Source organism: Rhodococcus sp. 5G237, assembly GCF_053764735.1.
On record NZ_JBSNCD010000004.1, the window covers coordinates 65,896 to 79,652 of the forward strand.

The 13,757-nt window shown below is 62.8% G+C and carries 12 protein-coding genes; 7 read left to right on the plus strand and 5 right to left on the minus strand.

What is annotated here, in order from left to right:
• Positions 1-15: 15 nt before the first annotated feature.
• Genes ACWPOC_RS09730 through ACWPOC_RS09740 form a run of 3 tightly spaced genes read left to right on the plus strand, consistent with a single transcriptional unit; the run spans position 16 to position 3,666 of the window.
• Positions 16-1,188, plus strand: coding sequence for a hypothetical protein (locus tag ACWPOC_RS09730; RefSeq protein WP_455408510.1), 1,173 nt, complete (start codon positions 16-18; stop codon positions 1,186-1,188).
• On the plus strand, positions 1,185-1,973 hold the full coding sequence (locus tag ACWPOC_RS09735) for a PP2C family protein-serine/threonine phosphatase (protein WP_455408511.1): 789 nt from the start codon (positions 1,185-1,187) through the stop codon (positions 1,971-1,973). Before ACWPOC_RS09730 ends, ACWPOC_RS09735 begins: the two co-directional genes overlap by 4 nt.
• On the plus strand, positions 1,966-3,666 hold the full coding sequence (locus ACWPOC_RS09740) for a serine/threonine protein kinase (protein ID WP_455408512.1): 1,701 nt from the start codon (positions 1,966-1,968) through the stop codon (positions 3,664-3,666). The genes ACWPOC_RS09735 and ACWPOC_RS09740 overlap by 8 nt, the downstream gene beginning before the upstream one ends.
• 67 nt (positions 3,667-3,733) lie before the next feature.
• Here the strand turns inward: ACWPOC_RS09740 and ACWPOC_RS09745 are convergent, their stop codons facing one another.
• The 4 genes from ACWPOC_RS09745 to ACWPOC_RS09760 all read right to left on the minus strand — a co-directional run bounded on the left by ACWPOC_RS09745 (position 3,734) and on the right by ACWPOC_RS09760 (position 7,698).
• Positions 3,734-4,678 (minus strand): hypothetical protein, encoded by a 945-nt coding sequence (locus tag ACWPOC_RS09745; RefSeq protein ID WP_455408513.1) that lies wholly within the window; start codon positions 4,676-4,678, stop codon positions 3,734-3,736.
• Between the two features lie 22 nt (positions 4,679-4,700).
• Positions 4,701-4,940 (minus strand): FHA domain-containing protein, encoded by a 240-nt coding sequence (locus tag ACWPOC_RS09750; RefSeq protein WP_455408514.1) that lies wholly within the window; start codon positions 4,938-4,940, stop codon positions 4,701-4,703.
• A 251-nt stretch (positions 4,941-5,191) separates the two neighbouring features.
• The gene (locus ACWPOC_RS09755; protein WP_455408728.1) at positions 5,192-5,839 is read right to left on the minus strand and encodes a 4Fe-4S cluster-binding domain-containing protein; all 648 of its coding nucleotides are present in this window, start codon (positions 5,837-5,839) and stop codon (positions 5,192-5,194) included.
• Between the two features lie 5 nt (positions 5,840-5,844).
• Positions 5,845-7,698: an AAA family ATPase gene (locus ACWPOC_RS09760; protein ID WP_455408515.1), complete on the minus strand. Its 1,854-nt coding sequence runs from the start codon at positions 7,696-7,698 to the stop codon at positions 5,845-5,847.
• Positions 7,699-7,953: 255 nt separating this feature from the next.
• Here ACWPOC_RS09760 and ACWPOC_RS09765 point away from each other — a divergent pair, with 255 nt between their 5' ends.
• The 4 genes from ACWPOC_RS09765 (at position 7,954) to ACWPOC_RS09780 (ending at position 13,095) form a co-directional block, all read left to right on the plus strand.
• Positions 7,954-8,754, plus strand: coding sequence for a hypothetical protein (locus ACWPOC_RS09765; RefSeq protein WP_455408516.1), 801 nt, complete (start codon positions 7,954-7,956; stop codon positions 8,752-8,754).
• Positions 8,751-10,427 (plus strand): hypothetical protein, encoded by a 1,677-nt coding sequence (locus ACWPOC_RS09770; protein ID WP_455408517.1) that lies wholly within the window; start codon positions 8,751-8,753, stop codon positions 10,425-10,427. Before ACWPOC_RS09765 ends, ACWPOC_RS09770 begins: the two co-directional genes overlap by 4 nt.
• A gap of 341 nt (positions 10,428-10,768) precedes the next feature.
• Positions 10,769-11,857 (plus strand): hypothetical protein, encoded by a 1,089-nt coding sequence (locus ACWPOC_RS09775; RefSeq protein WP_455408518.1) that lies wholly within the window; start codon positions 10,769-10,771, stop codon positions 11,855-11,857.
• A 74-nt stretch (positions 11,858-11,931) separates the two neighbouring features.
• A complete protein-coding gene (locus ACWPOC_RS09780) occupies positions 11,932-13,095 on the plus strand; it encodes a CHAT domain-containing protein (RefSeq protein WP_455408519.1) in 1,164 nt (387 codons plus the stop codon).
• Between the two features lie 52 nt (positions 13,096-13,147).
• Here the strand turns inward: ACWPOC_RS09780 and ACWPOC_RS09785 are convergent, their stop codons facing one another.
• Entirely contained in the window at positions 13,148-13,750 is a 603-nt protein-coding gene (locus ACWPOC_RS09785; protein WP_455408520.1) for a helix-turn-helix transcriptional regulator, read from the minus strand.
• Positions 13,751-13,757 lie beyond the last annotated feature (7 nt).

Consider the following 13,757-nt stretch of genomic DNA (forward strand, 5'->3'; position numbering starts at 1 on the left):
ACTCTTGGAGCACACATGAGCGGTCCCAAAGGAGTCTCCTACCGAGTCGTACCTGAATCGGAGCTCAGGGAGACAGCCCTTCGCAACTGGCGCCTCACTTTCGGTAACGTCGAGTACTTCTGCACACGGGCGCGTGCTCTGGGACATCCGGATCTCACCTTCACCGCCGGCGCGCCACCCAGCGGTAGCTCGACCGAGGTAAACGCTGCACAGATGCACCTGCAAAGCAGGTTGGATGAGGCACAACGGGAACTCGACGCTCGATTGATGCAAGAGCGGAATCGCAGAATCGAACACGACCTGCAGCACGTCCTCGAGCAACTCGCACGTGAAGAAGAGAAGACATACCGTGCAGCAGCTCACGATCGGCATCATCAAGCGAACAACGCCCTCGACCCGTCGCGGGAGACAGAAAAACGAACGCGCATCGCCGAGCAGGTAGCTCGAAGACTGCACCGACTCATCGCACCCAGCTCGGAGCTCGAAGCACGGGCGAAAGGCATTCTGCAGGGCGACGTCGACCGTGCACCGATGCTGCTGGACGATCTCGACTCACGCATATCTGCTTTCAATCGAACAACCGAGCAGATCCAACGAGACCGACAACGTCTTGATGCTCTTCGGAACGAATCGGAAGTACTTCCCCCCACCCCCGCGCTCGAAGCACTGCTGCGTCACGCTGCCCGAGAAACCGAGAATGGTCGAACCACGACATCGGTATTGGACAATGCCTCTCAACTCGTCACCTCTCTACTCGAGCAACATCGCGCAGAACGGAACCGGAAGTTCGTCCTGGAGTCGGTCACCGCGTCGTTGGAGAACCTCGGTTACACGGTGAGCCCGGTGGACGTCGAAGAAGCCCACACTGTCGTCCTGCAACGTGCCGGAAACGGAGGACACGGGATCCGAGCTCACGTCACGGCCGACGAGATCAACCTCAGGACGGTTGCTTTCGACGACACCGAGGCGGTCGCAGACAAGGCAGCAGACGAGGCACTGTGCTCCGCACTCGACCCCCTCCTCGATTCGTTGAACGAGAGAGGGATCGAGGCCGGCCGTATCCGCCGGACGCCGGCCGGGCTGGTTTCCCCACAGCATGTACGGAGGTCGACCACCATCGCTGCGGGGAACGGCACCCGCCAAACACAACGCAGACCTGCCGAACGGAACACTGAAGGTGGTAGATGAACGAGTCGACGACGGTGCGTTTCACCGGAACCACCGATCGAGGCCTGGTCCGCACGAACAACGAAGACTGCATCGGCTGGAACGGCTGGTCGCTCCGCGGGCGCGCCCCCGCACCGCTGGCTCTCGAGATCCGCATCGAGCGGCCCACGGTCATCGTCGTAGCGGACGGAATGGGTGGACATGCCGGCGGTGAAGAGGCCAGCCGCATAGCGTGCGAAGTGCTCACTGCTCCGGGAGCACTCGTGCACAGTGAGTCCGCGGCGGCGACGCGCGAGCCGATACGCGCGCTGATCCAGGAAGCGTCCGACACGATCAACTCTGCAGCAGAGGAAAACCGAGAGCTTCACGGAATGGGATGCACGGTCGCAGGAGTCGTCGTACACCCGAACGGTTCGGTCCTGGTATTCAATGTCGGCGACTCGCGGGTCTATCGCGTCGAAGGTGAGTATCTCGCCCAACTCACAGTGGACCATCGATCGTCATCGAGCAACGCCCTCACCCAAGCTCTGGGTGGCGGACGCCGAGTCGTCCTCGAACCGGACTTCTTCGACTGCCACATTCCGGACGGTCCCGGTCTCGTTCTCTGCACGGACGGTCTCGATGATTACGCAGATCAAGCGGCGATGGAAACCGCGTGCGTCGAGAATCCGGTCGACCTACCGCTCGTTCTACGCGATCTTGCCTTCGCCGGCGGTGGAGGCGACAACGTCACTGTGGTTCAGCTGACTTGCACTTCGAACGATTACTCTCCCGCCCCCACGACCCCAGGAGACGACCATGACTGACGTGACAAGACTGGATTCGGGTGGGAATGCGGAGCCGGCTCGGACCCGCTTGGACGGCGTCGCGCCGCCCGCGAGCGCGGCGACCAGGATCGACGGGCCGACGCCAACCCCAGCAGGGGAAAGTGAATACCATCGAGATCGACTTCCGCCTGCCCTCGCCGAGCGCTTCCGTATGCGCCGCGAACTCGGCCGCGGTGGCGAAGCGAACGTCTGGCTGTGCGAGGACGAGAACGGCACCGAAGTCGCCATCAAGCTCTTCCACCATCCACCGACCTACCGGACGGACTTCGGAACACCCGAGTACGAGGCACAGTTTCGACCCGATTGGTCTGTGAAAGTCTACGAACGCGGTTCCTCCCACGGTGTTTTCTACGAGATCATGGAGTACTGCGACTACGGCACTCTCGAAGATCACATGACCCGGTTGGGCGGGAAGGCTTCCCACAAGGCAGCACGGGACATCGTGTCGCAAATCGCTACCTCTCTCCACGGGATGCAGACACCAGTCAGTGGACGACGGTTGGTGCACGGAGATATCAATCCGAAGAACATTCTCGTTCGTTCGGTCGCTCCCCTCGACCTCGTTCTCACCGACTTCGGACTCAGCGTCGATCTCGCGGGACGCTCACGCCTGTCGAACACCGGCAAGGGCACCATCGCGTACAGTGCCCCTGGCGCGCTGAAGGACTTCACCCAGGCCGCTGATTGGTGGAGCGTCGGAATGACGATGTACCAAGTTCTGGTGGGTCGCAATTACTTCCAACTCGAGGACGGCCACTGGGTCAGCGAGGATCGGATCGAGAACGAACTCAACATCCGTGACATATCGCTCGGGGCGATCGACGACTTGAGCATGAAGGACGACGACAAGCAGCGGTGGAAGTTGTTACTTGCCGGGCTGCTCACACGCGATCGAGATTATCGCTGGGGGTGGAGCCAGATCGAAGCCTGGCTCGAGGGCCAGTCACCCACGGTTCACCGTCTCATCGACGTCGACGGAGGGGTCGAATTCGGTGTCGGCACACCGACGCCCTCGGGACGCGCATCCGAACCGTTCGTGCTGCCAGGCGTCGGTGAGTTCTTCGATCCCGCTGAACTCGGACGGGCGATGGCGGAGAACCCCAAGAATACGGCTCGAGCGGTCAGTGGGCGCGGTCTCCAGGCATTGCTCGCATGGTTGACCGACGAAGCAAAGACCGGTGCTCCCTATTCGGATCTGAAGGTCTACAAGGATGAATGGGGACCGGACGAAGTAGGGGCATACTTCATATCCCAACTGAGCCCGGAATCTCCGGTCATGTACCGCGGCCATGCCGTTACGACCCCCGCAGATCTCCGTTCCCTCGCCGACGCGGAAGACGCGGATGACGTGATCACCAAACTGTTCGACTCGGCGTTGATCGCCGGGTTGGGTGTTGCGGACTCACCCCGCAGCGGTTACAAACTCACGAATGCGAACTGGCACGATATTGTGAGCGAAGCACTGGACCTGGCCGCCACCACAGGAATTCCCCTCACGACGGGTGAACGCACGCATATCCTGCGCCGCGCGCTACTCCTCGCAGCGTCTCCCGGCACGGTGGCCGACCAGTACGTCGAGAGTGTCCGGAACAGGCTCTCCCAACCGGATCTACACCCGGCGAAGGACACCGGATGGTTCGCCGCAATATGCGAAGGAACCGTGTTCGCTTGAGCGATCGCCCTGCAATTAAGAATCGGGACTCCGCCGGCCGCGTCGACGTCGATGCGGCCGGCGTTCGTCACCTGACGGCAAGTCCGCCGTTGCCCGCCTCGGCGAGGTTCGTCGACACGACGCGTCCGTCGGTAGTACGGGCGTTGAGCCACACCTGAGAGCGATCGTAGGCCCAGATCTCGAGACCCGAGTCGAAATATGTGTCGTTCGTCTGGGGGAGGTACACCCACATGTAGTCATTACCGGTGTCCTGGAACTCGGTGCCGTCGCGGAGAGTGAACTCCCCCATGAATTGCCAGCCGGCATAGACAAGAAACCGGTTGCATCCGTCGCCGGCGTAACCCATTTCGCTGCCGAGATACATCTGCCACTTCGTAAGATTGGTTCCTGCAAGTTGATCGGCTTCGGTGGGGTACTCGTCGAACTCGAATCCGTACCCACAGTTGAAGTACCTCGACTCGAATGGGAACTCCGTCGACCGCAGCTTTGCAACCGACTCTGCCTCGGCGGAATCGAAAAGCGAGGAGGCCGTCGACGCCAGCCAGAAGCCACCGATCACGAGAACCACACCGAGGACTGCAGCTACAACTCGCCCGGTCCACGGACGTAGTGCGAGCACTGCTCCGGCGAGAAGTCCGAGGATCGCCCAACCGGCCAGAAGTTCGGCCCAGAAGTACGGCAGAATCGGCCGGATCTCGGCGTCGAACACGCGAGAATCCTCTTGGAGAAACCATCCGCGCAACAGAAAGTGGCCGATCAACCACGGCACGACCAGGGTTATCGCCGCAAAGCCTGCCACCCCCATCACGTTCGAGTCGATCGAGCGACGTCGGCGAAGAGATGCTTCCTCTGCAGCACGACGTTCGGCTTCGAGGCGTTGCCGCTCGGCCTCCTGCGCTCGTCTGCGCTCCTCCGCCACCTGGTTACGACGTTCCACTTCGAGTTGAGCCGCGTGCACGGCTGTGGCATCGGCCAGGACAGCGCGTGCCAACAAGTTGTGGTCGACGGTCACGTCAAGTCCTCACGTCTATGGGTCACTGGTGGTTTCGCAGTTCGAGCACGACATCGGCGGCGAGGCGTAGCTCCTGACCCGGGCGGATCTCGTACTCTCGCTGCGGTTCGATGCGGATTCCACCGACGAAGGTCCCGTTTGCCGAATCGCTATCGGTGACGAAGAAGGCCGTTCCGTCGAATCGCAGAATACCGTGCATGCGAGAGACATTCGTGTGGCGGGCGAAGACCGAGGATGTCGGGTAGGCCTCGTCGCGCCCCAACAGCAACGTGCCCCCAGAGGAAATCTCGAGTGTGCTGTGTCCTGCGACAACGACCGAGGCACTCCTCGACGACTCTCTACTCGGTCCGTCGATTCTTGTGGCGGGTCCGGAGGGTCCGGGCTCGGGGGAAGCTGCAGACACGTCTTCATTCGGCTCCGGGAGGTCCCAGAGATCACTTCCGCAAGAAGGACATTGTGCATAGAGCATCCTGTCGGCGGCAGCGCCGCACAAGCACGTGACGATGTCGGCACTCATGAGAGCCACGACGTTCGATCGAGAACGATTCCGCGTTCGGCAAGGTTCTTCCGGAGCAGGGACATGTCCCCGTCGAGCGGGATCCCCACCATCCAGATCGTGTTGTCGTCCACATGTACTCCGATCTGTTTCCGTTGCACACCGTAGGTTTCTTCCAGAGTTGTCATCGCGTACCGCCGGCGACCGAGATCGGTGCGGGCGTCGACGACCTGGTTCGACGATCCACGCAAGGCGGTTCCGGCTGCCGAGTCCCTCTCGTACGGTCCGCTGACGAGAACATCCGCCCCGAGGAGGCGTGGTACACGCGCATCGGCATCGTCTGCGTCCCGCCCGGTGTACACCAGGACGTCGAGGAGACGCGGCCGGTCACGCCGCCAGACGTCGATGCCGTCCAGCAGGTAGGCGAGCGCGTCCGGTTGATCGGTGGGTTCTCCACCGGAAATCGTCACGCCGTCGACGTCATCGTCGAGTGCGCCGAGCCAGTCCAGCACATGGTCCACGTCGCACTCCATGGACCGGTCCGCGGGCCACGTGTCCCGCGATATGCATCCTCGGCAATACACCGTGCACCCCTGGAACCAGATTCCTGCCCGACGCCCGTAGCCGAGGGTGGTGACGGGATAGTGCAAACGCGACAACAGCATCTTGGTCACGACAGGGACACCACCCAACCCGTCGACTGTTCGTCCAGGGATGCCACGGTCACGCACCCCGGTTCGTCGTCACGTTCGAACAGTGCTCGCGACAACGGATTGATCAGCATCGTCTCGACGACCGTGCCGACTCCCCGGCCACCGAAGTCCAGGCGCTCGCAGGCAGCCGCAATCAACTGCTTGATGACGACGTCCGATACCGTGACCTGCACGCCGGTGATGCTGTGAACACGTTCGACCACGTTGCGTACGAACAGGGGGACCAAGGCCTCTGCTGTCTCGGGCGAGATGAAGTCGAACACCACGATATTGTCGCCGATACGATTGAGAAGTTCGGGGCGCCCGATCTCCTTCGTGAAATGCTCGGAGACCGCGGCGCGAATGGTCGAATCCACCTCGGTGTACGGTCGGCCACGGGCAACCACAGGTACGCGCTCTCCGTACTCGTCCGTGCGATAGACACCGAGATTGGACGTGAAGACGATCAAGGTTTCCGAGAAGTAGACCGTCGATCCGTTGCCGTCGGTCAAGCGACCGTCTTCGAGGATCTGCAGGAACTTGTCGAGAATCCGCGGGTGGGCCTTCTCGATTTCATCGAACAAGAGCAAACTGAACGGGTTGTGACGCACGGCGTTGGTCAGTTCCCCGCCGCTGTTGTGCCCGACATATCCAGGAGGAGCACCGATCAACCTGGCTTCGGCATGCTCGGAGGAGAACTCGCTCATGTCGAAACGAACGAACGCATCCTTACGGCCGAAAACCAGCTCGGCCATGGACTTTGCCAGTTCCGTCTTGCCTACGCCGGTCGGGCCGGCGAAGAACAGGATGCCCTGCGGTCGCGAACTGTCGCCGGACCCCTGGGCGCCGGTCAGACCGGTCGTCGAGCGGATCAGGATGTCGACAGATTTCCGAACGGCAGGACCCTGGCCCAGCACACGTTCGCCGAGATACCTGGCACCGTCCCGAATACGTTGTTTCAACGCCGGATCCTGCCATGGGTTGTCGGGGACGCCCACACGGAACGTCCGGACGGCGTCCTCGATCGAGGTGGCCGGAATCCGCCGATCGATTGCGAGACGGTTGATCTCCATGAGGGACCGCAGAGTAAGTCCGTTCGTGTGAGCGGCGTACCGCTCGACGACGGACTCACGGGTGGCAGCGTCCATCTCCGAGGCCCCCGGTAGGGACGACACAAGACTTGCGGCCACGGTACGACGGTTCCCGAAGGTCGGTGCGGGGATGGAGATCACCCGGACTGCATCCGTGCTCACCAACCAGTGAGGGAGATCGTTCTCCTGGTCGATCAACCAGAACACAGGGTTGTAGAGGGGGGTGAGGTGAGGACCTGCCACGGCATTCCGACGAGCAGTGGTGACCAGCTTTTCCGCTGTAACAAGGACGCGGTGGAAATCCGGGTCGGTGAAGTCCGGCCCCGGGGTGAGACGCGACGCGTTCTCGACGACGAGGCACACCGCCTGTTCGGACTGAGTGACCGATTCCAGCAACCTCTGCAGTAGGGCAAGATCGGAGTCGTTCGAGCCGGCCGTCGAACGCGCCTGAGCCAGAACAGCGGCTGCCACCCCTGAGGGATCTGTGCCGAGTACGCGGGGACCTCCGACGATGTCGAACACGATCTGCGCGGTATGTCCTGCGATCGACAGTAGGGTTCCGACTGCATCGAGCACCGTTGCGAACCGCGGGTGGGGCACGCCCGGCCGGGGAAGTACGACGTAATCGCGGAGATTCCCCGTGATGGCGATCTGTGGATTGGCCGCCAGTGCCACATCGACTTCCCGCAACCAGTTGGGCAGATCGCGAATGTGTTCGGGCGTCAGACCTGCGGTGGTCATGCCTGGTTCACGCTGCCCGAGGAGCTGTTCGACCCATCGGAAGATCTCATGCGCATCCTCGTTCCGGACGTCGAAAGTATCGGGCTCACCACAATTACCGTTTCCGTTCGCGCGATGCAGTACTCCGTTCGGAGGACATACGCGCTACACGGCTGCCCTGTCGCATGAACGGACGACAGAAAACCATGCATGGAAATGCAAGTGTGAAAGGTCGCGAAAGCAAGGGTCGCAACGGTTCGACAAGGAAGGATCCGTGTGGAAGCGCTGGGTGTCGTCCTGGTCCTGGTAGGAATGGTCTTCGTATACCGCCTGCTCCTCGGCAGATCGTTGGTACCCCACGTTCCTTCCCGTGTAAGTACCGGAGCTGGTGGCGCGACATTCTCGTTCGAGGACATCTTCGCCGGCGTGCTGGCAGCCCTGGCGGTTGCGACGGTCTTCGCCGTGACCGGACAAGGGTTTGCGGGGTTGATCGCCGGTGCACTCGTGGGTGTCATCACCGCACTCGTCTCGGCGACTCACGTGGAATCACCTCTCCGGACCGGAGTCGAGTTCTGCTATACCCTCGTCGGAGTCGTCGCGACCGTTCCCGCACTACAAGCGCTCGTCGCGTCCGAGGATTGCTATGGTCCGGTCGATCGGACCCTCAGGATCGCGGCATTGTTACTGTTCGGTTCCCTGTGGCTGCTCAGCCTCGTTGCCACAGTGCTCAGTAGACGCGCCCCGCACACGATCTTCGCGTCCATGGGCCTCGGCGTTTTCGGTTCGATCGAGGTTCTGGCCATGCTCGCAGGGCCGATCGGGGTGACGACGGTGCAACGCGACGGGATCCTCATCAGTCTGTTCATTGTGGCGTCGATAGCACTCGGGGCTCTGACCGGCTACCGGCCACGCCTCGTACTTGCCGTCACCGGCGGCTTCCTGGCCCTGGCAAGTCTGGTGGAGGTCACGGTTTCACCGACACCCGGCTGCGGGTCCACAACGTCGTGGGCCGCTGCAACGACGGTCGGCGGGTTTGCCGTCGCGTACGTCCTCGCAAGTCGCGTGGTACAGCGATGACACAGAAGATCCCGGGGTTCGGTTCGTACAGCAACCGTTCCGACGAACCGAGGAATACGATGACGCCCTCCCGCAACCAGGTTCCGGCCTCGTTGATCGGTTCTGCGCTGGAAAGCTCGACGGCGATCCGTCCCGACCACCTCGACTGGGTCGTTCCCGAATGGTGGGTGCCCCTCAATGGCAGACGAACCGACATCTCCCGCCAGGAATTGATCACGCTATGGGTGAAGCAACCTCCACCCCCCAACGGCAGTACATTCCGAGACCCGCTCAACGGATGGTGCACCGATGCGGCCACCGTCGAGTGGGTTCGTGAAAGGTACACGGCCTACGCGGTTGCGCGCTTGAGGGACAAGCAGTCCCATGTGGTCGAGGATGTGAACGGCTGGAACCGTGTCTCTGCGCTGATCGCCGAGTATCTCGACTCCTTCACCCGTTTCTCTCTCGGCTTTGCGTCCCTCGCCAAGTCGTACAGGCCCAGCGCACTACCGAAGACGTACTTCCCGGGGCGGACACAGACTGCGCGACGGCAGGCATTGAGTCTGCTCCTCGACGAAGCGTCTCGGAGTCCGGTTGTCACGGCGGTGAAGTGGGCGATGATCCACGACGACGAAGGCGGACTCGTGTTCGAGAGTCGCGCGAACGCCGATCGTTTCCTCGCCGATCCCGAACCCTACCGTCCTGCGATCGCCGCCGCGGTCATGCGCGCCTACGGATCCAAGCTCCTCGAACTCGTTGCGCGAGTCGACGACCATGATCTGTTCGACGATACGGTCCGCGAAGCCGTTGATCTGCTCGCCGACACGGCTGAGCGAATCCGCGACGAGTTCGGTGACCTCGACGAACCCCCGCGTCGGCTCACGCCCGAAGAGGACACTCTTGTACGCGAGTACATGAAGACCGCGCCGAGCCGGTGGCTTGCAGGTGAGGATTCGACCGGCACCGTCAGCTCGCGAACAAGCGAACACTGGCCCGATATCCTCTCCCGTGCTGTGGAGCGCACGGGGAAGGCTTTGCGGAAGGCCGTAGGGCAGGACAATCTCCACTTCAGCCCGGCTCCGGACGGGGTGGTCCTCCACAATCGCGCAGAACGGTCGCTGGCCGCGAGCATCTTCTGGTCGAGTGTGCGGTTCGCAGCACGCGATGTCCGGCGAGAGATCGTGCGTGAAAGGACCCGCAACACGACTCCGGTCATCACTTCCAGTGATCGTCACACCCCGACCCGCACGGAGCATTCGCCTCGTGGAGGACGCGAATACAACCTCGTCGACGCACTGGAATACCTCCGTCATACACCCCTCCGCGAGTTCAAGGCCGTTGGCGGCACCTATGCAGGTCCTGACGGATGCTGGGAGAAAACCGTCGCCAGCGGCTTCTTCACCACAATGCTCGGGCAGGCGGCGACGCTCGCAGTATCCACGCGCACTATCGGGCCCGCTGTACGCGCCTATACGCTGCAACGATTCGACGCGGACGACCCGTCCGACACGATCCGTTCCACGGATGAGGAATCCGCAGCCCTCGTGGTGGCGCTTGTACTGGAATCGATCAATGCTGCACGGATCGATGCCACCAGCAGACCGGGGATCCGGCCTTCGATCGCTCGTCGCGTGACCGAGTCCATCGATGCGTACAATCGCCGAATCACGATGAGCGGGACGGCAACATCATGAGCACTCCATCCACCGAGCGCCATCCTGTGCTGAGGGCCGAAGACGGGACGGTCTACTGGCACTCCCCTGTTGCGCCGGCGGTCGCGGAAGTGGCTGTAACCCTCGCGCCCGGCATTCGGGTTGAGGTCGATGCTGCAACCCCTGCACATATCCTGGCTTGGGAACTCGACAGCCATGCCGAGCCGTCGATACTCGCCAATGCCGTCGGGGATGCGACGGTGTCCGCAGAGGTGAGGAATGCTCGAGCAGGTACGTCCGCCTCCCTTTCTGCTCTCCGACTCGCCGAGAATTGGGCCCGCCTCGCTCTCACCATTGCCGTCTCGAGGTGGTCTCCGAAACCGATGAACGAGGCAGCACTTCTTCTCGATGAAGCAGCAGCGCACCAGCAGACCGGTAACAGAATCGCCGCAGCCCGCCTGGTCGCCTTGACGACACCGCTACTGGAGAATCTCGGTCACCGAAGACTGGAAGGACTCCTGGCCGGTGGACCGGGCAACGAACTCACCGCGATCGCACAATTGGCCGCCGACTCGGTTTCGGACAAGTTCTGGGGCGCAGAAGTACGTGTTCTCGCCGACCGACTCCGAGCTGAGGTCCCTTCGACCGATGAGGTCGATCGTTGGGCACATGGACTGATCGACGAACAGACCGGCGCCTCGGCACTGGCGTTGTCCGCGGACACACGTGGTGAACCCGAACCCGAACCGATGTTCGTCGTACGTTCTCATCGGATAGACCCACATGTAGTTCCGGCACGCGTATTCGGCTGGGCCGGAGCCGAATCGCCCGAGATGTTCGCCGAATATCAGCGCGGGGATGCACACGTTCTCGTCTCGTTGCGACTGGCAGATCACCTCGACCCGGGAGTGCTCTACGAGGGGCAATTTCTTGCCTATGCAGCCGACAGAACCACCGGCCGGCTCGTCTCCACGGAGCCGATGACGAACGACGACGACCGGATGCTCGTCGCGACCCTGCCGCTCTTCGGACACGAGTTCGACTCCTTGGTGTTCGGTGTCTTCGAATCGGACACCGACATCCGTGCGCTCCGCACCACCCCATTGAATCGCGAACTCGCGTACATCGATCGGCTCATGATCGACGCCTGGACACACCACCGGACGGCGCTCGCATTACTCCACTCCCTGGATTCATCTGCAGGGGATAGCACCATCGATTCGGCCCAGGACTCCGCCACAGCTCTGATGGCCCAGGCCCGCGCGAGCGCGGTGAACGCGCGTAACCGCATCCAGGCGACGATCGCTTCCCTGCCCTCGGACGCCACGGCGATTGCCGATTTGCTCGTCGCGCGGCTCGACGCGATACAGCGATACGTCGTGAGTCTGCGACGAACAGCGATCCCCGACGACGGCATGCGTCCCTTACTCGCCGAAATGCTCCCGATCGAACCGTGGGACGACAATCTGTGACGACCGCGACGAAAGTACACGAAGTTCTCCTCCGGTCAGCAGACGTCGGTCCGACCTACCTCTCGTGGACATGGATGACGGAACCGTTCATCTCGAATGCCCACCGGTTCGAGACGGACATCCTCGACGCCGTCCTCGGAGAGTTGGACGATGCGCTGCCGGCCCCTCTCGTCGGTGAGGACCCCGAAGTCGCTGTACTGCGGGCCCTTCGCACGGGCGCATTGGCAGACCGAGACCGGGAGGCCACTCTCGCACGTCGTCTCGCCGACGCTCTTCTTCCCGGACACCTGCTCGCGCAGATTCTGCGATACGTCACCGCCGGAGAGCGAGTACGCATCCGTCTGACACCGAGTCCCCGTCTCGCACGAGTGCCGTGGGAGATCCTGATGACCGACGACGGTCGGCGTCTCGTCGAGTTGGCCGAGATCCGTTACGACCCACCGGCAACTGTGCATGCCCGGCGCAGTGTTCGACCGAAATCATGGCGGCAGGTGTGCGATCGCCCTGCATTGCTCGTGATCGATCCTCTTCTGGCTCCGAGCACTCCGGCGAGCCAGGTTCTGGTCTCGCATTCCGACCGTGCGCCATTCGTCCGACGTCTCGAGGAACTCCGAGATGCCGGGCACGCCCTGTGGGAGGACGAGGAAGCCGTTGCACCGATCAACGGTCGCGTGACACGACTGGAGCTTGCCTCGGCGCTGCGAACCGAACGGTCGCGCCTGTTCTACTTCGGGCATGTGGACTCCGAACCCGACACGCCCGGATCTGCGGCGCTGCTGCTGTCGGACGAGCCTGCACCGCTCAGTGCCCTCGATATCCTTCTCGGCGCGGAAGTGTCGTCCGGGTCCCGAGCGGGAGCCCTTGCAGCTCACGGGTGGAAGATGCCGCCCCGGGTGGCTGTGATCGGATGCGAGGGTGGTGCCGACTACCGTGCGATCGAAACGTTTGGTCTGGTAATCGCCATGATCGACTCCGGTGCCGAACTCGTATCGACCACACGATGGACGATGCCTACGGACGCAGCCTTCCATGCGGCGTACCCGACACTGGCCGCCGACGTGCGGCCGACTACTGCCCTCGCGCTCGAGGTCGATCGCGCCCACATGACCGACGATCCGGTCGCGGAGTTGAATCGATGGCAACGTGCGCAGCTCGACGAATGGCGGAGACACGGAAGTATCGGGGAGTCTCCCCTTGTCTGGGCCTCACTGACGCACACGAGTGCCCCCGCCCGCTGACCGTTCGGAGGTCGGCGGCCAGGGGCACTCGTCGCGCCCGAGGTAGGCGCGATCACGCCGGTTCGCGACCTTCACACTTCCGGTCGTCGTGCTTGCCCGAGCAGGGGCACTCGACGATGCCGTCCTCGACAGCCCGCTTCAGCAGATCGATCTTCGAACCCGCGGCCCGGCCGGCGTTGCGGTACTTGTCCCGCGCACGTTGCAGATGCGTCGCGACGGTGCACTGCGCCAGAAAGTTCGTCTCCGCCAGCTGGGACCGCGTCAGACCCGATACGTAGCCGGCGACGATCCGACGCTCCACGGGAGACAGAGCAACCCCCGACGAAGGCGGCGGAGCGAGCAAGCAACGCAGCAGCGCGTCGAGCTGGGCGCGCCCCGCCTGCGGCGGAAGGAATCCGTCGACCGGGACACCGGGGATCGGTTCCGGTTCTGCGAACACGATCACCTTGCTGCGGTGGAAGGCAGCCGCACGACGATGGCGAAGAAGGTCGGCGCGGGACATGAAGAGCAACGCTCCGGCCGGGACAGGCAACGCAGCAGCGTCCGCAACCCGAGTCGGGTAACCGAGTTCGGTGGCGATAGCGGCGATGCCGTCCCGCAGGAGCGAAGGCGTGCCGACTACTACCAGGGCCGGTTCGTGAGCCGTATCGAACATGGGTGCG